The following is a 23727-nucleotide window of genomic DNA, read 5'->3' on the forward strand; positions in this document are numbered from 1 at the left end:
GCGCAATCGCAGAACCATCCGGCGGCGGTCCTCTCCTCGATTCTCCGACGATTTCCCTTGCCGACTTGGGCTCCTCCACAATGCTGACGTTCAAGGGGGATCGGCAGACCACCACTGCGACACTGTCGTTTCCAGTCCCGGTGGGACTGATACCTGTCTCGCTGACCGCGACTCTCAAGCTGCCGACGCCCGCTCGATTCGGCAGCCTGACCGTCACCCAGGACGACAGGTTCATCAGCAGGATCGTTGTGGGCCCCCCGGACGTCGCTCCGGTGAACATCCCACTCGCCGGAACGCAGGTCTTCGGCAACTATGTGAGTCTCACGTTGACGTCCACCATCCTCCCGGTCGACGGGTATTGCTTCGATGCGCTGAATCCAGTGCAAATCTTCGACGGCGCGGTCACATTCGCCGGAACTGAAACCGCACCGACCACCGTCGCCGCATTCCTGCCGCCGGTGCTTCGCAAGCTGACGGTCGCCTTGCCGCCGAAGCCGTCACGGGCGGAATCCAATGCGGCAGTGCAATTGATCGCCGCCGTCCAGGCCCGCTATGGCGGGTCGAAGAGGGAGTACGCCGTCGTACCCCTCGCCGAAGGCGCGACCACACTGCCTGGCCCATCGGCACCCCTGGAGCGGCAGATCATCATCAAAGAGGGTCCAGACCAAGGACTTTCACTGCAGGGCGGCCCAGGCGTTCCTGCCTTGCTGGTTTCGGGGCCGGGCGATGAACTCACGAACCAGGCGCGGTTGCTGACCGACGATTCAGTGAATCTCGCGCTGACTCGCAAAACGATAGCCGGACCGCTGGAAACCAAGCAGAAGATCGTCGGCGACACTACGACGCTGGCAGGAATGGGTATGGGTGAGTTCACCTCGATAGGGCTCTGGCCGGAGGTGGGAATCGATCTCGATCAAAGCAAGTTCGGTCACGCCCTGCAGGGGGTGCGGGTGCATCTGCTCGGCTCGTACACGCCCCTTGCACCTGATTTCGGCGCTGAGGTGACCGCCGAGGTCGGCGGGGAGACGATCGGTCGATGGCCGAGTGAAGCCAACGCGACCATCGACCACTGGGTGGACATTCCAGACCGCTTGCTGAAGCGCAGCACCAGCCTCACCGTTTCGGTCCACACCACCGGCGACGCTGGATACTGCGGCGCCTACCTGCCGCTGACTCTCAGGATCGACGGCAGCACCGAAGTTCAGGTCGCCGGCACATCCAGACCGCCTTTGCCGCCCGGGCTCACGTCACTGCCCCAGGCGTTGATGCCGTCCGTTCAGATCGGCATCGGTGAGGATGCGTTTGCCGACACCGTGCGCGCAGCCCAGATCATGGTGGGACTCCAGCGGTTCAGCTCGGTGCCCATTGTGACCCGGGTGACCAGCCTCCAGGAGGCTGTCGGAAGCAAGGACCCGGCGATTCTGATCGAAGCGGATAACTGGACGGAGAAGTCGATCGGACTTCCGATCACCGCGGAGAACGGGCAGATCACCGTCAAGGGCTTCGACGGCGACGGCACGTTCGTGACGCTGACCCTGGAGCCCGCGATGGAGGTGGGATCGCTGCAGGTCGTGTTCGACGGGCAACGCACGGTACTGATCGCGACGTCCAATGGTTCGGCCGCGCAGCTCGACGAACTGCTGACGTGGCTGTCTAGCGATCCGCAACGATGGCCAGGGCTGAACGGCAGGGCGATCATCTCGGTCCCCGGCCAGTTGCCGGTGGCCATTCCCATCCCGGTCACCGACCTCCTGGCAGAGGGGGCATCGAGCAGCGCAGATGGCGGGTTCGGTTTGGTCTGGTGGATCGCCGGCGGTGTGGTGGCTGCCGCAACGGTCGGTGCCGTCCTGATACTGCTGAAGTTGAGGGCCCGCCGATCGTAGTTGGACGGCGGACGGCGACGTAGTGATTCCGCTTCGCAGACACCTTGCGCACGGCTTGAGTCGTTGCCGTACTGATAAACGCGATGATTACCGTGTGATCCTCCTGGTCTGGCAGACGTGTGGGCTGGCCCTCCAGGTCGGCGCCGTGTATCTGGCGCGCCGGAGTCACGGCTATGAGGCCGCGCTGTTGGGATTTGCCGGGTTTGCGATCGTGTACGGCAGCGCGCTCTGGGTTCTCATCAGCCCGCAGCTGACCCGACGGGCACGCAACACCGCTGTGCTCTGCCTCGGCGTCGTGCCTACGTTGATGTGGCGCACCACCAATCCGCTGCTGTTCACCGGATTCGACGAGCAACTCCATATGCGCACGCTCGGTGACATTCTGTCGTCCCACCGACTCTTCGAAGCTAACCCTCTGCTGCAGGTCAGCCCGCGGTACCCGGGCATCGAGACGATCACCGTGCTGGTGCATCAGACCGGCATCCCGACGATGGCGTCAGCGGTGATCGTCGTCTTTGTGTGCCGTGTCGTACTGGTCACAGTGCTGTGCGATGCCGTCGAGCAGTTGACCGGCAATATGCGGGCCGGCGGACTGGCCGTCGCGGTGTACGCGCTGGGGCCTCAATTCATCTTCTTCAACTCCCAGTTCTCCTACCAGACGCTGGCTATCCCGCTGGCCCTGGCGGGGGTCAGCCTCATTGCCCGCTCACGCTGGTCCGACGATCCGCTCCCGCTGTTCTTCGGTGCGACGGTCTGCCTGTTCTGCGCCGGTATGTCGCATCACGTGACCGGTTTCGTCACGATGGCGTTCCTGCTCCTGTGGACGCTCGTTCAACGGGGGCCCGCCAGGTTGCGCGTCCTGTACGGCGCGCTGGCTGCCATAGCGACGACGGTGGCCTGGATGATCGTGCAGCGCGCACTTCTGGAGGAGTACTTCGGTCCCATCATCGATGACGTGACCGGGTCGGCCGCGAAAGGCGAGAAGCGCGAGGCCTTCAAGGACTCGGCGGGAACGCCCACACCATTTCGGGACACCCTCCTGCTTCTCTATTACGCCGCGGCGGTGGTGTTGGTGGTGACGGCGTTGGCGATGCTCGCCTTGTACTGGTGGCGACGGGGTGATCGCCAGATCTTGCGGTGGGGTCCCCGCTTGTTCGTCTTCATGCTGTCCGCGTTGATCCCGGTGACCATGGCAGCACGCGTGCTCCCCAAGGGCGGCGAGCTCTTCGACCGAGGAAGCAGTTTTCTCTTCTTCGCGCTCGCACTGACCGTCGCGATCTTCGCCATCCGGCTGTGGTGGCCGGACTCCCGTGACCCACCGACCAGGCCTCCGGGACGGCTGAGAGCGCGGTTGCAGACGATTTCGACAGCCGCGAGCGACCGCGTCGGCCTGAGCCGCCGACCATGGATGACACGCCTGCTGGTGGTCATCATCGCCTCGGGAGTCTTCGTCGCCGGCTTCGTGCTGGGCGCCGGGCCCTTCTGGGCCCGGCTACCCGGTCCCTACCTGGTTGCCGCCGACACCCGGTCGATGGACGCCGAAGTCCTCGCAGCCGCCAGGTGGGCTCGCGACGAACTGCCCGCAGGCAGCCGCATCGTCGGCGACCGGGTCGGCTCAGACCTGCTGGCCTCCCAGGCCGGTGTATGGCCGGTGATGAAGGCGAACGGCGTCTCCGCGCCGCCGCTGTACTTTGCAGACGAATTCGGGCTGACGGAGCAGGACATCATTCGCAGTCTGCGATTGCGTTTCCTCTACGTCGATCGCCGGCTCGCCCTCGAGCTGCCTCATTTCGGATCTTATTTCGAAAGCGGCGAGCCCGGCGACGGCCACTTGAAACTCACGGACGCCCAACTCAGCAAGTTCGACACGGTGCCCGGGATCAAGGAGATCTACCGGCATGGACCGATATCGATCTACGACCTGAAGGAGCTCGGCGTGCCGGAGCAGCGCAACGGCTGGTACGGGGAAACCCCGTCGGTCAGTCTCGCGCGACAGTTGTTGCTAGGCCTGCTCTTTGGACTCCTGTTCGCGTTCGTCCCTCGTAGCCCGATCTGGCCCCGCGTGGTCAAGACGGTCGGCAGGCTACGCCGCGCCGCCGGGCCCGCCCTTGTCGGCGCGATCGCCTTGGCCATGACGAGCGTCCTGTCGGCAGCCATGATTCTGATGGGAATCTGGCTGACTCCACTCGTCTTCGGCGCGGCTGCGATCGTCGTCGTACTCTGCGCCCCTCATCGGACCGCCGCCGTCGTGCGGCGCGCCGCAGCCACGGTCACCCCACGGCGAGTTCGTTTTTGGGGACTTTTGGCCCTACCGCTGGCCCTCATCGTGGCGGTGTCGGTGTACGACGCTGCCAGAAGCGACATTATCGGTGTCCGGCAAATTCTTGATGACCCGAAAGCGGTGCATATATCGCCGAACGCCCCACCAGGCTGACAGTTTGGAGAAGTATTCGACCATGCTGACCAACCCTGTCGGGCACGAGCAAGGCGGAGTTACTCTGCCTGCCTGCACGGTGGTGATCTGCGCCTACACCGAGGACCGGTGGGACGAGACGCTCGAGGCGATTGCCTCGGTGCAGTCGCAGCGACCGCCGCCCCACGACCTCATCGTGGTGGTGGACCACAATCCGCAGCTACAGGCCCGGCTGGCCGAGAAACTTCCCGATGTCCGGATCGTGGCCAATCACAACGCCCGCGGCTTGTCAGGAGCCAGGAACACCGGGGTGGAAATCACCGACGCCGAGGTGATCATCTTCCTCGACGACGATGCCGCAGCGGAACCAGGATGGCTCGCGGGCCTCGCACGCCACTATGCCGACCCGAATGTCCTCGGGGTGGGCGGACGGATCGATCCCGCTTGGGCGACCGGACGACCGAAGTGGTGGCCGCCCGAATTCGACTGGGTGATCGGCTGCAACTACATCGGTCAGCGGGCCGGCGTCGTCCGGAACCTCATCGGCGCCAACGCCTCCTTTCGGCGCGAACTCTTCGCCGACGGCGGATTCGTCACGGGGATCGGTCGATCGGCGACCGTGCAACGGCCCATCGGATGCGAGGAAACCGAGTTCTGCATTCGGGCAGGCAAGGCGCGACCGAATGGAGTCTTCCTCTACGACGACCAACCCGGGGTCCGGCACCGCGTGCCGGCCCCGCGGCAGACCTTCGCGTACTTCCGTACCCGCTGCTACTCCGAGGGGCTGTCGAAAGCGCAGGTCACCGACAGTGTCGGAGTCGGAACCGGGCTCGCCTCCGAGTGGACGTATTCGACCGTGGCGCTTCCGCTGGGAGTGCTGCGCGGGCTCGGCCGGGCGCTCCGCGGTGACCTCGCCGGGCTTCAGACCGCAGCAACCATAGTCATCGGCTTGGCCTACACCACCGTGGGTTACGTGGTGGGCGTGCTGACGGGGCTGCGGCACAGATTACGAGGGGGATCACGATGAACGAGCCGGAAAGGCAACGCCCACTTCGTGTTGCGATGGCGTGTGCGAGAGCGCTGCCGCTGATGGGGGGTATCGAGACCCACGTGCATGAGGTCAGCCGCCGACTTGCCGCTGTGGACGGTGTGGAGGTGACGGTGCTGACTACCGACACCTCCGGCGCGCTACCGAGCGAGGAGTCGTTGTCCGGCTACCGAATTCGGCGATGGCCGGCCTACCCGCGCTCCCGCGACTACTACTTTGCGCCCGGACTTGCGCGCCATCTCCGCAACACCCACGACTATGACGTCGTGCACATCCAGGGCGTGCACTCGCTCGTAGCGCCGATGGCACTGGCGGCAACGCGGCGGGCGGGCGTCCCGTCGGTTCTGACATTTCACACCGGAGGAAATTCGTCAGGCCTGCGAGAAAAGTTGCGCCCTCTGCAATGGAAGCTACTTGCGCCATTGTTGCGCTCGGCCGCGGCGCTGGTGGCCGTATGCGAATTCGAACGCAAGAATTTCGCCAGCACCCTCGGCGTCCCGGAATCGAGCATCCGCTTGATCAGGAACGGTTGCGATCCGCTGCCTTTCGATCCTTCGACGCCCAAACCGCCGGGCGACCCGCTGGTCATCTCTGTCGGCCGGTTGGAGCGCTACAAGGGCCACCACCGAATCCTGCAGGCGATGCCGGCCATTTTGGCGCGGAAACCTGACGCCAGGCTGGTCCTGATCGGAGGTGGCCCCTATAAGCAACCGTTGCAAGACATGGCCGAAGAACTCGGTGTCGCCGACCGACTGACTATCCGCAGCTTCGGTCCCGACGAGCGCGCCGATATGGGCAATATCGTCGGCAATGCCGACGTGGTGTGCCTGCTCAGCGAATATGAAGCCCATCCGGTCGCGGTGATGGAGGCGCTGGGCACCGGAAGCAAGGTGCTCGTTGCCGATACCTCGGGGTTGTCTGAACTCGGACGCGACGGGCTTGTCACCACCGTCGCACTTGAGGCGTCGCCCGAACAGGTCGCGTCCGCGACGCTCGCCTTGGCGGCGGCGCCGCGCACGGCACCGCCGCATGTGCCCACCTGGGATGACTGCGCGCAGGACCTTCTCCGGTTGTACCAGGAGGTGAGGGCGTGAAGATCCTGCTGCTGGCTCAGTTCCTACCGCCGGTATCCGGCGGCGAGGAGCGGCACGTCTGGAATCTGGCCCGGGCCTTGGCATTCCGGAAGCATGATGTCACCCTGCTCGGATTCGCCACGGGCGGTGACGAACCCGGCGAAGCCGTGTCGGAAGGTGTTCGGGTGGTGCGGGTCCGCACGGCGGCCTCTCGGCTGCCAGTGCTCTACAGCGATCCGACGCGCCCACATGCGCTACCCGTGCCCGATCCCGTGGTCAGCCGCGCGATCCGCCACGAGCTCTCCGCCGGAGACTACGACGTGGTGCATGCGCACAACTGGATCGTCAACAGCGCACTGGGTCCCGCGGCGCGCGCCAAGGTGCCGTTGGTCATGACGCTCCACGATTACAGCCACATGTGCGCGACGAAGCGACTCATGGAACACGGGAAGGCAAGGTGCCCCGGCCCGGCGCGGTCACGCTGCTTATCCTGCGCCACAGCACATTACGGCCGTGTCAACGGGACGGTCACGTTGGTCGGGAACGTGTGGTCGGCGCGCCGTAGAGCGAAACGTATCACCGATGCCGCGGCGGTCAGCAGTGCCGTCGGCGACGCCGTCGCGCTCCGCGGTAATCGCTGGTTGCATAACGCCGGGCTCGATGCGCGGGTCATCCCGAACTTCATCCCCGACGAGATCGTCCTCGATGAAATCCCCCCGACAGCGCCGGATGCGCCGTTGCTGTTCGTCGGCGACCTCAGTCCGGACAAAGGGGTGCAGACGCTCCTCGACGCCTACGAGCGGCTGAGTTTTGCCCCGCCCCTCGTGCTCGCCGGCCGCTCCGCGTCTCCTACCGCATGGCGGTTTCCGCCCGGGGCCCACTGGGCGGGTCCACTGCCGCACGACGCCGTCGTGACACTGTTCCGGACGGCCCGACTGGTGGTCGTCCCCTCGGTGTGGGCCGACCCGTGCCCGACCGTGGTCCTCGAGGCCATGGCGGCGGGTAGGCCTGTCGTGGCCGCCGCATCGGGAGGCATCCTGGACATGGTCGTCGATGGCGTTACCGGCCTGCTGGTGCCACCGGGTGACGCCGCCGCGCTTGCCCAGGCGATCGTCTCAGTGCTGGGCGATCCTGACTCCGCACACGACTTCGGTGTGGCGGGACGGGACCGCGCCCGCCAGTTCACCGTGAGTTCCGTGGTGCAACGCATCGAGCAGATGTACGCCGACGCCGTTGCCGGCGCGTAGGTTTCGGTAAATGAAATGACAAATGCTGGCACGTCCGGCAACGACGATGCCGGCGCGATGAACGACGATGAAATTCACGCCGAGCATAGGAACAAGCTCCGCTTCCTGCTCCGCAGTGCCGCCGCGCTGGTCTCGACGTCGATCGTCACCTCGGGTCTCGGATTCATCTACTGGGCGGTTGCTGCCAGAGCCTTCGCGGCGGTAGACGTGGGTGAATCCGCGACGGCAATCGCGGCGATGAGCCTCATCGCGCCGTTTACCGTGCTCGGGTTGGGCACGGTGCTGGTGACCCAGCTCCCCGCCATGCGTGAGGGCCGCGCCGAATTGGTCGCCACCGCCGCCTTGGTCAGCGGGGTGGTCGGAACCATCGTCGCTCTCCTTTGTGCGTTCACCTTGCCCAGTGACTTCCTTGGGTTGCCCGGTATCGGCAGGGACGTCGGCATCACCGTCCTTTTCACCATCGCTGTCGCGACCCAAGGCATCGGGTACATGCTCGACCAGGCGCTTCTGAGTCTTATCGGCGGTGGAATGCAGCTTGGCCGCAATACAATTCAAGCGATCGTCAAGCTGGTATTGCTGATCGTCATGGCGCTGACACTGGCCCGGTTCGGCTCGCTCAGCATCTTTGCCAGCTGGTTCGTCGCCAACATCGTTTCGGTCGTGGTGGTCACCGTCGTGCTGATGCTCCGATACCGGGTAACGGTCCGTCGGATCATGCCCAGGCTGTCGGTCCTACGTGGACTGCATTTCGACGCAGCCAAACACCACATGCTCAACATCGCGTTGTTCACGCCCTTCTTCGCCATGCCGATCCTGGCCAACGTCATCCTTGGCTCCGAGCAGGCCGCCTATCTCTATGCGACGTGGTCGGTGGCCGGGTTCCTTTTCTACGTGCCTATTGCGTTGGCGACGGCACTGTTCGCTTCCGGCTCGCGTGATTCCCGGACGTTCGTCATGGAGTTTCGTTTCACGCTGCGCTCGGCCCTGCTCATCTGCACCGCCGCCAATCTCGCGGTCCTTCTGCTCGGCCATTGGGTGCTGCGCATTTTCGGCGCCGAGTATGCCGCCAATGGTCGTGCGGCGCTCATTCTGATGTGCTTGGGCGGGTTTGGGCTGATCATCAAGGACCACCACGTGGCCCTGGCGCGGGTCACCAGAACGGTGGGGCGCGAAGCGATCCTGATCGGCGCGCTGGGCGTGGGGGAGTTGGTCGGGGCGGCGATCGGCGCTTCGCGTGGTGGGCTCACCGGACTCGGTCTGGGCTGGCTGGCTGCGGTGGTGCTGGAGGCCCTGGTCTGCGGGCCCCTGGTGTGGCGTGCCTACCGGGGCCGCCTCGAGCTGAAAGCGCATGTGGCCGACAGTCAGGGAGGGTCGAACGAATGCGGCAGCTGACGGCGACGGATTCTCGGACCGGTATTTCTCGGATAGCACCCGCCGATGCGTGGTATCTGTTTGCGAAAGATCGCCATACCGACCAGTTGTTGGTCTATGGGTTCGCTGGCTGCCCACCCTCCGTCGAGCGGGCGGTCGAGGAGGTTCTCGCCCGCGCTCGATCGTGTCCGGAACTGCGATTGCGAGCCGGCTATCGCCATGTCCACCTGGGATTTCCCGAGTGGGTGTCGGCGGATGTCGACCCTGGGCAGATCGTCGTGCACAGCTCCGACGAGCGCGACTGGTCGGGATGCTTGAAGACCTTCGGCCGCCTGGCCGAGCAGCAACAACTCGACCCCCGGCAGGCGTTGTGGCGGGTTCACGTTTTCATCGGGGTACGCGGCGTGCCGGCCAGCCCTGGGCAACCGTCGACGGTGATCATCGTCCAGATCAGCCACGCGTTCGCCGATGGCACACGTTCTGCGGCCTTGGCGGGCATCCTGTTCGGGCGCACCGCGGAGCTGCCAGCCTTGACGGCACCACCGGTCCGTGGGCGGGTCGCCCGTGTCGTCGAAGCCGTCCGGCGGCGCCGGCAGCTGGTCCGCGATACCGAGACCGGGGCCATTCCACCTCCGCCGGCGCCGGTGCCGGCACTCAGCATCAACGACGAGCCGACCGGCGCACCCATCCTGCGTACGTTCGTCCGACACCGGACGCAGCTGCCCGGTCCGTCGGCAACGGTGGGAGCCCTCGTCGCGATCTCTGAGGCGCTGTCCGGTTACCTGCGCGAGCGGGGCGAGGATGTGTCGGCACTTACCGCACTCGTACCGATGACCAAACCCGGTGTCGCCCATGCGCGTAACCACTCTGGGCCTGAATTCATCAGGCTGCATCCCGAAACCACCGCGAAGGATCAACGGGCGACTCTGATCGCCGCCGAGCTCGAAGTCTGCCAACGCCGGCGCCTGCATCCATCGTTTGCCGCCGACGAGTTGGCGTTGGCTGCGCTGCCGGGGCCGTTGCTGCGCTGGTTTGCGACGCGGGCGAAACCTTCCACGGTAATGGCCCACACAGTGGTCTCCAGTGTCAATCGCGGACCAGCTGATCTCAATTTCGGTGGTTGTCCGGTGATCATGACCGCTGGATATCCTTTTCTCACAACCAATCTCGGCCTGACGCACGGGGTGCACGGCATCGGCGACATGATCGCGATCAGTGTCAACACCACCGAGTCGATCATCACCGATATCGACGACTACCTCGACCGCCTGTCAGCTAGTCTGCGCCCGTAGGACACCAGCGCAAGCCGACGGCCACGGGCCAAGAGTATCGAATACCTTGGCTCACATGGGCAGTGCAACCCGTTTGTCATCTCTGCGGGCTACTTGTTGTCAGGGTGGGCGGGCGCCGTAGCTCGGCGGTATGGGACTCCCGGTAGGCGTGCCTTGATCGACAGGCGGGCCTGGTGCAGGACTGTCGCCACGACCGGCAACGGGTCGTCGCCGGCGAGCCATGCCGCTCGCGGCCGGCCGAACCCGCCAGCCCACGGTATGGGTTGACGCCTGTTGGCGATCAGACTGGCTACGTCCCACGGCTCGACGATGAACCGCTCTCCCTCGATCATGTTGCCGGACGGGATGTCTCGCCCTGAGAGGTCCAGATGTATCGCCCGCACAACGTCGATCCCTGCGTCGTCTTCGAACATCCTGAATTGGGCACCGACTCGGGGGTTGAAGTCCAACAGGTTGTACTGCCCGGTACGGAGGTCGCGGCGCCAGTCGAGGTCGAAGATCCCGCGGTAGCCCACCTTCGCGCAAAAGGTAGCGGTGAGCTGGGCCAGCTCGGTGTTGGCCGCCGTGAAGCCGGCGGCTGTGGAGCCGCCGCGAGCGGGCCAGGATCTCACCTTCCTGCCGGTGAAGACAACCCGCGCCACGGCATCTGCGTCGCAGTACCCATGAACGAACCAGTCCTCGGACGCCTCGTCCGGAATGTACTCCTGGATCAGTGTGCGAAACGGCTCCGTCCATGTTCGGGCCAGATCCATCAGGTCCGAGCGGGTGGGGACGACGGTGGTGTTTTCCACGCTCTGGGCTTGGCCGCGAAGTGCCGTGCTTTTCACCACTACAGGTGGATTCAGGTCATCGATGACGCTCTGCAGTTGATGCATGGAGTCGATGAACACAGATTGCGGGGTCGCGACACCGTGGCGCTGACACAGGTCGTGCAGCGTGCGTTTGTCGGCCAACTCGGCGGGGAGGTGCGGCGCTACATGAGGCAGTACGAAGAAATCCTCGAGAATGTCGCGATGGGTGGCGACAAGTACCGCCATCTCGTCGCTGGTGCACACGATCAGCGAACGTCTGCCCAACTGGCGCCCGAAGTCCACGAGGTGATCGACGAAATGGGCGGGCGTGTCGCGCCAATCAGGCGGCGACAGGCTCGTGCCGATGACATGGCGGGACCGGGCAACGGGCGCATCACTATTGGCGACCACCGCGTATACCGGGACTCCGGCTCGGCCGAGACTGCGAAATATGCCCAGGCAGCCGTGTTGGAGCGGAAAGGGCGAGACCCACAGCACCAGGGCCGGCAGAGTGGTGTCGAGTCCCGAACAGGGTCCAGATCGGTCCAGGCGCGGTACCAGGTCAAGGAGCCGTTCCATCCGGGAGCGTCGGCCCTGGCGCCGATAGAGCGGTCCAGGCCTTGCGGGGTCGACGGCCATGGTCGGATTGTGGCACTTGCGGCACTCAACTTCACCGGCTTCCTCGCTTCTAGAACGAATCCATACTGATTCTCGCCTCGAAACACGTTGGTGGCGTTGCAGGTAATGGACGTCCGGGACTGGACAGTGCTCGACTGGGTGGATCAGGGTGCGGCAGCTCGCCATGTGAGCGCGAACCGGCGGGGCAGCACGTGTTCTTCCGTTATCGAGAATCGATGCCTAGGCCGTAGCTAAGCTGATGGCAACGTCATTTTGACGTGGTGGAGGGCAGGGGGCTGCCGGTGCTCAGGACTGCACGTGTCGCCGCCGTCGCAGCCGTTACTTTCGCCGCCATCGCAGTCTGGATCCTTGGTGGTTGGTCGTCGGGAACGACGCTCAAGATTATCGATGACATCGTTCTGTTGGTCCTCGCAGTGGTAGCCGTCGTGTTGACGGGTCTGGCAGCTGGTGCCACCCATGGCAGACTGCGTGCCGCCTGGTTGTCGATGATGGTTGGCGTACTCGGCTGGGCCATCGGCGAACTCATCTGGACCTACTTCGAGCTCAAACTGCACCAGGTGCCGTTCCCAACCGTCGCCGACGCTGCGTACCTGGTGCTCCCCGTCGGCGCGTGTTTGGCCCTACTTCTGTTCCCCGCCGAGTACACCACTCATTCCATCGGCCGCCTCTTCCTCGACGGTTTGATCGTGGCGGGATCCTTGTTCCTGGTGAGCTGGGTGACGATCCTTGGCGCAGTGTACGAAGCCGGTGCGAACAGTCGGCTCGAACTCATCGTCTCGTTGGCCTATCCGGTTTCCGATGTCGTCCTGCTCACCGTGGCCGCCGTCGTCCTGGTCAAAGCGGGCACGGCCCAGCGTCTGGCCCTCACGCTGCTGACCGTGGGAATGGCCTGTATCGCGCTGTCGGACAGCACGTTTAGCTATCTGGCTGCTAGGGACGAATACGCTTCAGGCAATCCGATCGACATTGGTTGGGCGGCTGGTTTACTCTTCATCACAGTCGCCGCGGCCGCCGGTAGGGAGGACGCGCATTACGACCAAAGTGCGGCGGGACTACCCGGCTGGGCATCGATATGGTTGCCTTACGCGCCACTGCTTTTGGCGGCGATCGTCGCGGCAGCTAACCCGCCCAGGATCATGCAAAGTGGACCGGTCGAGGCCATCGGCGCTCTGCTCGTGGCTGCCGTCCTGTGCCGGCAGTTCCTGGCCGTCAGCGAGAACCGCCGCCTGTTGGCGACGGTAGCTGAGCAGGCGCTGCGAGATCCGCTCACCGGGTTGGCCAACCGCATGCTCTTCAATGACCGTCTCAACCAGGCCATGAAGCTGCGCGACCGCGATCGCCTTTCTGTCGGAGTCATTGCACTTGACCTCAACGACTTCAAGCTCGTGAACGACACTCTCGGCCATCCAGCGGGAGATGAGCTGTTGAATCGCGCCGGTGAGCGGATTCTCGGTTGCGTCAGGGCCGGCGACACCGTCGCACGGCTTGGCGGCGATGAATTCGCGGTGTTGATCGTTGGCACGGACGATCACTCGCATCTTCTCGCCCACCGGATTGCGGAAGCATTCGACCAGTCGTTCGAGGTCGCCGGCCACGAGCTGGCGATGCATCCGAGCATCGGTCTTGCGGTCGCGGAGCCGGACGAGCCCGAGGTTTCCGCAGCGGTGTTGCTCAGCCGTGCCGACCTGGCGATGTACGCAGCTAAGAGGTCGCGGACCCGGGGCGTGCAGACCTTCAGTTTGGAGATGGAATCGCTGGGAGTCGTCGACAAGAACCTACTGCGCCGCGCCCCGTCCCCGCGCGGCACCAGTGGGGCCGGACCAGTGCACTTACTCGCGGAACTGCGTCGGGCCATCGGTCAATTTGAGCTCACATTGGTGTATCAGCCGAAGCTTGACTTGCGGACGGGGAAGATTGTGGGAGTGGAGGCGTTGCTTCGCTGGCCGCATCCCGAGCGGGGCCTGCTCGGTCCAGCAGAGTTTCTGCCACTGGTGCGCCGGCACGGACTGATGGGAGCGGTCACCGAGTTCGTGTTGAACAAGTCTCTCGACGACGCCGTGACGTGGCGTGCAGCATCGGTTGACGTGCCGGTGGCTGTCAACATCTTCGCGCCGTCGCTATCCAACCTCAGCTTGCCTGCGAGTATCGCCACAGCGTTGGCCGACCGAGGTCTCAGTGCGTCTGCGCTCAGCGTAGAGATCACCGAAGACCTGTTCCTCGATAACCTAGAACGAACTCAATTGGTTCTAGAGAAGTTGCGGCAGAACGGAATTCGAATCGCGATCGACGATTTCGGCAGTGGCTACTCGGCGCTGTCCTATCTGCGCGATCTACCCATCGACGAGGTGAAACTGGACCGGGACTTCATTGCGCCGATCTTGGTTGACGAGCGAGCCGCGGCGGTTGTGCGGGCGGTGGTGGAACTCGCCCACGTCCTGGGTCTGGTCATCGTCGTTGAGGGTGTCGAGGATGCTGAAACCGCCGCCCGCCTTGCCGAATACGGATGCGATATGGGGCAAGGTTACTTCTACAGCCCGCCCGTCGCATCCGGTGAGTTGATCGAATTGTTGAAGCGACGCTCGGGGGAGCCCCGCACCCTCGCCGGCATCTGATCCGGACACGCCGCCAGCTGATGCCACCGAAGCGCCCCCGGCAGGACTCGAACCTGCGACCGACCGCTTAGAAGGCGGTTGCTCTATCCGCTGAGCTACGGGGGCCAGTGTCACCTCACCCTATTGGCCTCGGGGTCGATGGCTAGACATCACACGAAGGATAAATGGCGTTTTGGGCATGGCCAAAGTGCACGCCGACTGGCGGCAACGCGAGTTCAGCGTGTCGAGCACAAATCGTGACCTTTCCGCAGCGCGCCACGCGACCCGGAAAAGGTGTGGAGACGGCCCGTCTTTGGTTAATGTGATCCGCGACACGGCTCCAGGCAGTCGGCGGTGTCCACAGTCGGGCGACGATGCCCGTCCTCCCAGTGCGAAGGTGCGTGCGATGAGCGTGGCAGCTCGTTGTTCACAGGCGTATGCAGACGCGATGAGTCTGGCCGCCCATCCAGTTGATACGTTCCGCGCGGCTTCGCTGCTGGTGCGTGGCTGCCCGCAGGTCGCAGCATGGGCTGCCGGCTGGGCGTCGCGCGAGTTCACCGCGCGGGTGGTGACAGGGCATGCGCTCTCGGCCATTCCTGCGTCGCAACTGGAACAGATCACCGCCGGTCTGGCCGCGCAGCGTGCCGACACGGTCCTCACCACTGCGCTGACCGACACCTTCGGGGCGGACTACGCGACGCAGGTCGAGCACCCGGTCACCCTCGCCGCCCGCCGTCCGACCGTGGCCGGCCTGTGGCACGCCACCCAGCACCGGCGTCGCTACGCCACCCACACCACCAACATCGCGTACGGCCCGAACGGGCGGGACCATCTGCTCGATATCTGGCGGATGCCCGAACAGGTCGCCGGTCGCCGTGCCCCGGTGCTGATTCAGGTACCCGGCGGTGCCTGGGCGATCAGCGATAAACGTGGCCAGGCCTACCCGCTGATGAGCCGGATGGTCGAGCTCGGTTGGATCTGCGTCTCGATCAACTACAGCCGGAGCCCGCGCAGCGCATGGCCCGCCCATATCGTCGACGTCAAGCGCGCCATCGCCTGGGTGCGCGAGAACATCGCCGACTACGGCGGCGACCCGGACTTCATCGCCATCACCGGCGGTTCCGCAGGCGCGCACGTCGGTGCATTGGCCGCGCTGACCGCCAATGACCCGGGCCTGCAACCCGGCTTCGAACATGCCGATACCACTGTCCAGGCGGCGGTGCCTTACTACGGTGCTTACGACCTGACCGATGCCAGCCAGATGCACCCATTGATGTTGCCGTTCCTGGAGCAATTCGTGATGCGCGCCCGCCTCGCCGATAATCGGGCAATGTATGAATCGGCATCGCCGATTTTTCACGCCCACCACGACGCGCCGCCATTCTTTGTTCTGCATGGCCAAGACGATGCGGTCATCCCCAGCGCGCAGGGCCGGTCCTTCGCGACCGCCTTGCACGGCGCCGGTGCGGAAACCGTGGCATATGCCGAACTGCCCAACGCGCACCACGCTTTTGACATGGTCGCGACCGTTCGCTCACAGCTGGTCGCCAACGCCGTCGCTCAGTTCCTCGGTGTCACCTATGGCAGGCACATCGCGGCAGAGGCCAATTCGATCGAGGCGTTTGCCGCCCCGGCAGGCTGAAATTTCGCGGCCAGAAAATCTCAATTCGGCAGGCCGCCAGAATATTTCGCGGAGAAGCGATTTGACGCTTTTTTGACATCTCCGATCCGCACAATTGACTCCCGTCGTCGCGCGCAGCGGACTAGCGTGGTGCTCGCACCGCAGAGGGATGGGGACGTGACTGGAGGGTTTGAGTGACGAGCAAGTCGCAGATCGGAGCCGACCGTGGGTGATGCCGGAGGTCGCGACGAGCTTGGCGCGGTTGATCAGTTGCTACATCGCGGTGAGGCCAACCCGCGGACTCGGTCTGGAATCATGGCGCTGGAACTGCTGGACACCGTCCCCGACTGGGAGCGCTACCGCACCAACTTCGAAAACGCCTCCCGCAGAATTCCGCGGCTGCGCCAGAAGGTGGTCACACCGACGCTGCCGACGGCCCCACCGCGCTGGGTGATAGACCCTGATTTCAACCTCGACTTTCACGTGCGCCGCGTCCGTGTCCCCGAGCCTGGCACCTTGCGTGAGGTCTTCGATATGGCCGAGGTCATCCTCCAGTCACCGCTGGACATCTCACGCCCGCTGTGGAGCGTCACGCTGATCGAGGGCCTTGCTGACGGTCAGGCCGCGCAGTTGCTGCACCTGAGCCACGCCGTGTCCGACGGTGTCGGCAGCGTCGAGATGTTCTCGACGATCTACAACCTCGAACGCGATCCCGAAGTCCAGCCCGCACCGCCGATGCCGATTCCCGAGGACCTGACTGCCAACGACCTGATGCGCCTGGGCATCAATGGGCTTCCTGGCGCGATCGCCGGCGGGCTGCGTGACGCTCTGACCGGCACGATCGGCACGGTAGGTAAAGCGCTGAGCAATCCTGGCTCCACAGTCTCGGGGATCCTGGAGTACGCGTCATCGGGTACCCGGGTGATGCGCCGGGCCGCTGAGCCGTCGCCGCTGCTGCGCCGGCGCAGTCTGTCCAGCCGCAGCGAGGCGATCGATATGCGGCTCTCAGATCTGCGTCAGGCCGCGAAGGCGGCCGGTGGCTCGATCAACGATGCCTACCTCGCGGGAGTGTGTGGTGCACTGCGGCTTTACCACGAGGCGCTGGGGATTCCGATCGAGACATTGCCGATGGCAGTACCGGTGAACCTGCGCTCCGATGCCGACCCGTCCGGCGGCAACAGATTCGCCGGGGTGAACCTCGCCGCCCCGGTCGGTGTCGTCGACCCGGCCAGCCGGATCCAGCAGATCAGGGCACAGATGATCCAGCGCCGCGAGGAATCCGCCATCGATATGCTCGGCTCGATCGCGCCGGTGCTGTCCTTGCTGCCCTCGGCGGTGCTCGAAGCCATGACAGGTTCGGTGATCGGCTCGGACGTGCAGGCCAGCAATGTGCCGGTGTTCCAGGAGGACACTTTCATTGCTGGAGCAAAAGTGCTGCGGCAGTACGGACTTGGGCCGTTACCGGGCATCGCCATCATGGTGGTGTTGGTCTCGCGCAGCGGCTTTGTCACGATCACCGCGCGTTACGACAGGGCGTCGATCACCAGAGAAGCGTTGTTCGCCCGCTGCCTACAGGCAGGTTTCGACGAGGTACTCGCCCTGGCGGGCGAACCGGCACCCCGGTCGACGCCGGCGTCGTTCTCGGCGGCTGAAGCCGCCACCGGTAGCAGCCCTGACCCCTCGACCAACGGATCGGTGAGCTGATGGCACCAGCGAAAGACCTGCGACTACCCGGCTCGATCGCCGAGATCAAGGCCAGCCCGCCAGGTCCGAAGATCGGCGCCTTCTTCGATCTCGACGGCACCCTGGTCGCCGGCTTCACCGGCGTCATCCTTACCCAGGAGCAGTTCCGCAGCCGTGAACTGGGCCTGGGCGACATGATCGGCATGATCCAGGCCGGCCTCAACCACCAGTTGGGGCGCTCGGAGTTCGATGACCTGATCAACCAGGCCGCCAAAGTGTCGCGCGGCCGGCATCTCAGCGATATGGACGAGGTCGGAGAGCGGCTGTTCAAGGACAAGATCGAAGCCCGGGTCTACCCCGAGATGCGCGATCTGGTGCACGCCCATCTGGCCCAGGGTCACACCGTCTGTCTCAGCTCATCGGCACTGACCATCCAGGTCGAACCGGTGGCCCGTTTCCTTGGCATCCCGAACACGCTGACCAACAGGTTCGAGCTCGACGATGACGGACTGCTCACCGGCGGGATCGTCAAGCCGATCCTGTGGGGACCCGGAAAGGCCAATGCCGTACAGAAATTCGCGACTGAACGCGGTATCGACCTCAAGGACAGCTACTTCTACGCCGACGGTGACGAAGACGTTGCCTTGATGTACCTGGTGGGCAACCCCCGACCCACCAACCCTGAAGGCAAGATGGCCGCGGTCGCCAACCGGCGAGGCTGGCCCATCCTGAGGTTCAGCAGCCGCTCCGGCACCGGAATCAGCGGTCCCATCCGGACATTGGCCGGAGTCGGGACGATGTTTCCCGTGGCGGCCGGTGCGATCGGCTGGGGCCTGCTCACCCGCAATCGGCGACGCGGGGTGAACTTCTTCACCAACAACTGGTCGAATCTGCTGCTGGCAGCCAGTGGGGTGAACATCAATGTCATCGGCGAGGAGAACCTCACCGCACAGCGGCCCGCGGTGTTTATCTTCAACCACCGCAACAACTTCGACCCGTTCATCACCGGATCCCTGATCCGAGACAACTTCACCTCGGTCGGAAAGAAAGAGCTGGAGAAGGACCCGCTCGTCGGAACGATCGGCAGGGTGTTGGACGCCGCCTTCATCGACCGCGACGATCCCAAGGCGGCAGTCGAAGGGCTGCGCAAGATCGAGGAACTGGCCAAGAAGGGCATCTCGGTGATGATCGCCCCCGAGGGCACCCGCTACGACACCGTCGAAGTCGGCCCGTTCAAGAAGGGGCCGTTCCGGATAGCGATGGCGGCCGGTGTCCCGATCATTCCAGTGGTCATCCGCAACGCACAGGTGATCGCGGCCAAGGACTCCACCAGCATGAATCCCGGAACAGTGGATGTTGCTGTCTTCCCGCCCATTTCGGTCGCCGACTGGACCCCGGAAAACCTCAGCGAGCGGATCGCCGAGGTGCGTCAACTGTATCTGGACACCCTGCTCGACTGGCCAGAGGGCGAATTGCCCGTCCCGGACTTGTACACCAGGGCGCCGGCCAAGACGGTGCCGGCCAAGAAGGCGCCCGCCAAGAAAGCGCCCGCCAAGAAAGCTCCTGCGAAGAAGGCTCCTGTGAAGAAGGCGGCGGCCAAAAAGGCTGCCGCTAAGGAAGTTCCGGCTCAAAAAGGTGTGAACAAAGCCGTGCGGGGTCGGCCGTGACGAACCGCACCGACACCTCCGACGACGTCGTCGCCGCCAGCACGTCCGATGACGTGCTGGTGCTGGCGTCGGTGTCATCCGCTGCCGAGGCAGGTCTGCTCAACGACTGGTTGCGTGAGCAGCGTTCCGCCCATCCCGGTTCCAAGATCGACGTACTCGAACTGCCCGGTGACGAGCCGCCGCCGGCCGTCGTCGCCCGCCTGGTAGCTGAGCTCGAGGCCGGTGAGGACCGGTCCGTGGTTCCGGTGCGGGTGTTCTGGGTGCCTGCGGGGTTGCCGACCCGCGTGAAGGTGGTCGGCTGGCTATCAGGGCGCGACACCTACCGCCCGCCGGAATTGCTGCAGCGACGCATCCTGCGTAAAGACGCCTCTCGCGCGAAAGTCGTTGCCGGCGAAGCGGCTAAGGTGTCCGAGCTGCGCCAGCTATGGCAGGACACGACAGTGGGGGAGAGCCCGCGCGAGTTCGCCCGGTTCGTCCTGCGCCGGGCCAGCCTGGCTATCGAACGCATCGAATACCGCATGCTCGGGCCAGAGTACAAATCGCCGCGCCTGGTCAAGCCGGAGATGCTGGAGTCGGCGCGGTTCCGGGCCGGGCTGGCAGAAATTCCCGGTGGAACCATCGAGGCGGCGGGCAAGATCCTCGACGAGCTGGCCACCGGGTGGAGCCGATTCTCCATCGACCTGATCCCGACGCTGTCGCGCCTGATTTACAGCCGCGGTTTCGAACCCAAGATCGATTACGACCGCGAGCAGGTCGACTCGATGCGCCACGCCCTGGAGACCCATCCGGCGGTGATGCTGTGGTCGCACCGGTCCAACCTCGACAGCGCGGTGCTGGCGGTCGCGCTGCAGGAGAACCAGTTGCCGCGGGCCAACCTGTTCGCCGGTATCAACATGTCGTTCGGGCTGATGGGTCCGCTGTTGCGGCGCTCAGGGGTGATCTTCATCCGGCGCAATATCGGCGCGGATCCCGTCTACAAATACTCCCTCAAGGAGTACGTCGGTTACCTCGTCGCCAAGAGGTTCAACCTGAGCTGGTCCATCGAGGGCACCCGGTCGCGCACCGGAAAGATGTTGCCGCCCAAGCTCGGTCTGCTCAGCTACGTCGCCGATGCCTACCTGGATGGCCGCAGCGAAGACATCCTGCTGCAGCCGGTTTCGATCAGCTTCGATCAGCTGCACGAGACCGCCGAGTATGCCGCCTATGCCCGCGGTGGCGAGAAAGCCCCTGAAGGTGTCGGCTGGTTGTACAACTTCATCAAAGCCCAGGGTGAGCGGAACTTCGGCAAGATCTATGTCCGCTTCCCCGAAGCGGTGTCGATGGCCCAGTACCTCGGCGAACCCGGCGGGGAGATGGTCGATGACGAAGATGCCAAACGGCTGGCCATGCAGAAGATGGCGTTCGAGGTGGCCTGGCGCATCCTGCGCACCACCCCGATCAACGCGACCGGCCTGGTCGCTGCGCTGCTGCTGACCACGCACAACGTCGCGCTGACATTGAATCAGGTCCATCACACGTTGCAGGACTCGCTGGATTATCTGGAACGCAAACAGACCCCGATGACCGGTAGCGCGCTGCGGCTGCGATCCAACGACGGCGTCCGGTCGGCTCTGGACGCGCTGTCCAACCGGCACCCGGTCACCCGCGTCGACGGCGGCCGAGAGTCGGTCTGGCAGATCGCGCCTGAGCAGGAGCACGAGGCGGCGTTCTACCGCAATACGATCATCCATGCGTTCCTGGAGACCTCGATCGCCGAACTTGCTCTGGCCTATGCCCGCCGCGCCGACGGGGACCGGTTGGAAGCATTCTGGCGGCAGGCGATGCGGCTGCGCGACCTTCTGAAGTTCGACTTCTACTTCGCCGATTCGGCGGCGTTCCGTGAGCATCTCGCCGAAGAGATGGCGTGGCAAGAAGACTGGGAAGCGCACGTCGCTGCCGGCGGTGAGGAGATCGACGCGCTGCTGCACGACAAACAACCCCTGATGGCGCACGCCATGCTGCGACCCTTCTTCGAGGCATACGAGATCGTCGCTGACGTCTTGCGCGATGCTCCCCCCGAGATCCCGGAGAAGGACCTGACCAACCTTGCGTTGGGGGTCGGTCGCCAATACGTCGCGCAGACCCGCGTGCGGAGCAACGAAGCGGTGTCGGCGCTGCTGTTCGCCACCGCCCGTCAGGTCGCCGCCGATCAACATCTACTGGAACCGGCAACCGACCTCGCCGAACGGCGCAAAGCCTTCATGCTCGAGCTGCGCGGGATTCTCGGCGATATGGACCGGGTGCACGCGATGTCGGGCCAGCAGTTCCGGGAACGTGAGATGCGCTCGCGTAGCCAGTCGAACGGTCACACAGCAAGGGCTAATACGCTGGACGGGTGACGCTATCGGTTGATTCGGCCCCCGTGACCCGCGGTCGGTCCGTGGTGTGGCCGATCCTGGTCGGCGTCGCCCTACTGGCGGGATGCACTGCGGCCGGTCTGGCGGCGTTGTCGATCGCCGATGCGCTCACTGCCACCGGGCTGCCCGACCCGGGTCCCGTCACCACAATCGGACTGCCTTTCGTCCGCGCTGCCGGAGAGATCGCGGCAGTTCTGGCAGTCGGATCATTCATGTTCGCGGCGTTCTTCGTGCCGCCACAGGACTCCGGTGTGCTCGATGCGGCCGGTTACCGAGCCTTGCGGATGGGGACAGCCGCCGCCGGCGTCTGGGCGGTGTGTGCTGCTCTGCTGGTGCCGCTGGCCATCTCCGACGTATCTGGACAGCCACTGCTGGACAACCTGAGCCCGACCACCCTGTGGTCGCTGGCCGGCCTCATCGAAACCGCTTCCGCATGGCGCTGGACCGCTGTCCTTGCTGCCGCGGTCGCCATCGCCAGCATCCCCGTGCTGCGCTGGGCCTGGACGCCCGCCCTGTGCGCTGCCGCCCTGATCACGCTGCTGCCGTTGGCCCTGACCGGGCACTCGGCGGGCGGCGGCTCACACGACGTCGGGACCAACAGCCTGCTCATCCACCTGTTCGCCGCCGCGCTATGGGCCGGTGGCCTGCTGGCCCTGCTGGTGCACGCGCTGCGCGGGGGCGGGCACACCGTGCTGGCGGCGCGCAGATTCTCGGCGGTCGCGCTGTGGTGCTTCATCGCGATGGGGCTGTCCGGGGTGGTGAACGCCCTGGTGCGCGTCCAGCTCACCGACCTGCTGCACAGCAGCTACGGCTACCTGGTGATCGCCAAATTCATCGCACTGTGCGCGTTGGGGTTCCTCGGCTGGCGCCAACGCCGCAGCGGCCTCGTCGCGTTGCAGAAAGACCCCGATGCCCGCGGACCGCTGCTGCGGCTGGCCCTGATCGAGGCCGGGTTTTTCGGGCTCACCTTCGGTATCGCCGTCGCTCTTGGCCGGACACCTCCGCCGCCGCCGGAAGTGTTCAACCCCTCGATCCCGACCGTCGAGATCGGCTACGACTTCGCCGGCTCACCCACGCTGGCCCGGGTGCTCTTCGACTGGCGGTTCGACCTCATCTTCGGTACCGCGGCGATTGTGCTGGCCTTGGTCTACCTCGCCGGGGTGATCCGGTTGCGCCGACGTGGCGACGCCTGGCCGGTTGGTCGGACGGTGGCGTTCCTCTGCGGCTGTGCGGTGCTGCTGTTCGCGACGTCCTCAGGTGTCGGCCGGTACATGCCGGTGATGTTCAGCATGCATATGGCCGCCCACATGCTGCTGTCGATGCTGACTCCGGTACTGCTGGTCCTCGGCGCACCCGTGACGCTGGCGTTACGGGCGTTGCCCGCCTCAGGACGCAGCGACCCCCCGGGGCCGCGTGAGTGGCTGCTGGCGGCGCTCCACAGCCGGATATCCCAGTTCTTCACCAACCCGATCATCGCCACGGTGATCTTCGTAGCCGGCTTCTACGGGCTGTACTTCGGCGGTATCTTCGACGCCGCGGCAGGCAACCACGCGGCACACCTGGCGATGAATCTGCACTTCCTGGTGTCGGGGTACCTGTTCTACTGGGTGGTCATCGGTATCGATCCGACGCCCCGGCCGATCCAACCGCTCGTCAAGCTGGCGATGGTGTTCGGATCGCTACCGCTGCACGCCTTTTTCGGGGTCGTGCTGATGAGTATGAACACGGTGCTCGCGGGTACGTTCTACCGCTCGCTGCAACTGAGCTGGCAGACCGATCTGCTCGGTGACCAACGAACAGGCGGCGGAATCGCTTGGGCGGCAGGCGAAGTCCCACTGGTGGTGGTGATGCTCGCCTTGCTGGTGCAGTGGACCCGTAGCGATCGGCGCACCGCGACCCGACTCGATCGAGCCGCCGATCGCGATGATGATGCCGATCTGGTCGCCTATAACGCGATGCTCAAGCAACTGTCGGAGCAGGATCCGGCGCAACGCGGTGAGCGCTACTAGCCG

Annotated in this window: 14 protein-coding genes and 1 tRNA gene; 13 read left to right on the forward strand and 2 right to left on the reverse strand. The window is 64.9% G+C overall.

Translation table 11 applies throughout. From position 1 onward, the window contains the following. Positions 1 to 80: 80 nt before the first annotated feature. The 7 genes from ADBZ9O_RS12855 (at position 81) to ADBZ9O_RS12885 (ending at position 10327) form a co-directional block, all read left to right on the forward strand. Positions 81 to 1883 carry a hypothetical protein gene (locus ADBZ9O_RS12855; protein WP_526531748.1) on the forward strand — a complete coding sequence of 601 codons (1803 nt, stop codon included), beginning with the start codon at positions 81 to 83 and terminating at the stop codon, positions 1881 to 1883. Positions 1884 to 1977: 94 nt separating this feature from the next. Then, the gene (locus ADBZ9O_RS12860) at positions 1978 to 4317 is read left to right on the forward strand and encodes a hypothetical protein (protein WP_526531750.1); all 2340 of its coding nucleotides are present in this window, start codon (positions 1978 to 1980) and stop codon (positions 4315 to 4317) included. 22 nt (positions 4318 to 4339) lie between these two features. Next, positions 4340 to 5323 (forward strand): glycosyltransferase family 2 protein, encoded by a 984-nt coding sequence (locus ADBZ9O_RS12865; RefSeq protein ID WP_526531752.1) that lies wholly within the window; start codon positions 4340 to 4342, stop codon positions 5321 to 5323. Next, positions 5320 to 6438 (forward strand): glycosyltransferase family 4 protein, encoded by a 1119-nt coding sequence (locus ADBZ9O_RS12870; RefSeq protein WP_526531755.1) that lies wholly within the window; start codon positions 5320 to 5322, stop codon positions 6436 to 6438. Before ADBZ9O_RS12865 ends, ADBZ9O_RS12870 begins: the two co-directional genes overlap by 4 nt. Then, positions 6435 to 7664 carry a glycosyltransferase family 4 protein gene (locus ADBZ9O_RS12875; RefSeq protein WP_526531757.1) on the forward strand — a complete coding sequence of 410 codons (1230 nt, stop codon included), beginning with the start codon at positions 6435 to 6437 and terminating at the stop codon, positions 7662 to 7664. The genes ADBZ9O_RS12870 and ADBZ9O_RS12875 overlap by 4 nt, the downstream gene beginning before the upstream one ends. Positions 7665 to 7679: 15 nt before the next feature. Further along, positions 7680 to 9056: a lipopolysaccharide biosynthesis protein gene (locus tag ADBZ9O_RS12880; protein WP_526531759.1), complete on the forward strand. Its 1377-nt coding sequence runs from the start codon at positions 7680 to 7682 to the stop codon at positions 9054 to 9056. Then, positions 9044 to 10327, forward strand: coding sequence for a WS/DGAT domain-containing protein (locus tag ADBZ9O_RS12885; RefSeq protein WP_526531761.1), 1284 nt, complete (start codon positions 9044 to 9046; stop codon positions 10325 to 10327). The genes ADBZ9O_RS12880 and ADBZ9O_RS12885 overlap by 13 nt, the downstream gene beginning before the upstream one ends. Positions 10328 to 10416: 89 nt before the next feature. Here ADBZ9O_RS12885 and ADBZ9O_RS12890 read toward each other — a convergent pair whose 3' ends face one another. After that, positions 10417 to 11757, reverse strand: a complete 1341-nt coding sequence (locus tag ADBZ9O_RS12890) for a carboxylate--amine ligase (RefSeq protein ID WP_526531763.1) — start codon at positions 11755 to 11757, stop codon at positions 10417 to 10419. Positions 11758 to 12038: 281 nt separating this feature from the next. Here ADBZ9O_RS12890 and ADBZ9O_RS12895 point away from each other — a divergent pair, with 281 nt between their 5' ends. After that, positions 12039 to 14369 (forward strand): putative bifunctional diguanylate cyclase/phosphodiesterase, encoded by a 2331-nt coding sequence (locus ADBZ9O_RS12895; RefSeq protein ID WP_526531765.1) that lies wholly within the window; start codon positions 12039 to 12041, stop codon positions 14367 to 14369. Between the two features lie 32 nt (positions 14370 to 14401). Here the strand turns inward: ADBZ9O_RS12895 and ADBZ9O_RS12900 are convergent. Beyond that, positions 14402 to 14474: transfer RNA gene (locus tag ADBZ9O_RS12900), tRNA-Arg, on the reverse strand. A gap of 271 nt (positions 14475 to 14745) precedes the next feature. Between ADBZ9O_RS12900 and lipQ the strand changes: the two genes are divergently transcribed. From lipQ to ADBZ9O_RS12925, 5 genes are all read left to right on the forward strand, one after another. Then, positions 14746 to 15990 carry an esterase LipQ gene (gene lipQ / locus ADBZ9O_RS12905; RefSeq protein WP_526531767.1) on the forward strand — a complete coding sequence of 415 codons (1245 nt, stop codon included), beginning with the start codon at positions 14746 to 14748 and terminating at the stop codon, positions 15988 to 15990. A 204-nt stretch (positions 15991 to 16194) separates the two neighbouring features. Beyond that, entirely contained in the window at positions 16195 to 17673 is a 1479-nt protein-coding gene (locus ADBZ9O_RS12910; RefSeq protein WP_526531769.1) for a wax ester/triacylglycerol synthase family O-acyltransferase, read from the forward strand. Then, positions 17673 to 19319: an HAD-IB family hydrolase gene (locus ADBZ9O_RS12915; RefSeq protein WP_526531771.1), complete on the forward strand. Its 1647-nt coding sequence runs from the start codon at positions 17673 to 17675 to the stop codon at positions 19317 to 19319. The genes ADBZ9O_RS12910 and ADBZ9O_RS12915 overlap by 1 nt, the downstream gene beginning before the upstream one ends. Then, on the forward strand, positions 19316 to 21697 hold the full coding sequence (locus tag ADBZ9O_RS12920; RefSeq protein WP_526531773.1) for a glycerol-3-phosphate 1-O-acyltransferase: 2382 nt from the start codon (positions 19316 to 19318) through the stop codon (positions 21695 to 21697). The genes ADBZ9O_RS12915 and ADBZ9O_RS12920 overlap by 4 nt, the downstream gene beginning before the upstream one ends. After that, entirely contained in the window at positions 21694 to 23724 is a 2031-nt protein-coding gene (locus ADBZ9O_RS12925; RefSeq protein ID WP_526531775.1) for a bifunctional copper resistance protein CopD/cytochrome c oxidase assembly protein, read from the forward strand. The genes ADBZ9O_RS12920 and ADBZ9O_RS12925 overlap by 4 nt, the downstream gene beginning before the upstream one ends. Positions 23725 to 23727 lie beyond the last annotated feature (3 nt).

The organism is Mycobacterium sp., from assembly GCF_965229105.1.
Taxonomy (GTDB): domain Bacteria; phylum Actinomycetota; class Actinomycetes; order Mycobacteriales; family Mycobacteriaceae; genus Mycobacterium.

Coding starts and splice junctions, on each gene's coding strand:
- ADBZ9O_RS12855 (WP_526531748.1), top strand. CDS start 81: ATGCTGACGTTCAAGGGGGATCGGCAGACCACCACTGCGACACTGTCG.
- ADBZ9O_RS12865 (WP_526531752.1), top strand. CDS start 4,340: ATGCTGACCAACCCTGTCGGGCACGAGCAAGGCGGAGTTACTCTGCCT.
- ADBZ9O_RS12870 (WP_526531755.1), top strand. CDS start 5,320: ATGAACGAGCCGGAAAGGCAACGCCCACTTCGTGTTGCGATGGCGTGT.
- ADBZ9O_RS12880 (WP_526531759.1), top strand. CDS start 7,680: ATGACAAATGCTGGCACGTCCGGCAACGACGATGCCGGCGCGATGAAC.
- ADBZ9O_RS12885 (WP_526531761.1), top strand. CDS start 9,044: ATGCGGCAGCTGACGGCGACGGATTCTCGGACCGGTATTTCTCGGATA.
- ADBZ9O_RS12890 (WP_526531763.1), bottom strand. CDS start 11,757: ATGGCCGTCGACCCCGCAAGGCCTGGACCGCTCTATCGGCGCCAGGGC.
- ADBZ9O_RS12915 (WP_526531771.1), top strand. CDS start 17,673: ATGGCACCAGCGAAAGACCTGCGACTACCCGGCTCGATCGCCGAGATC.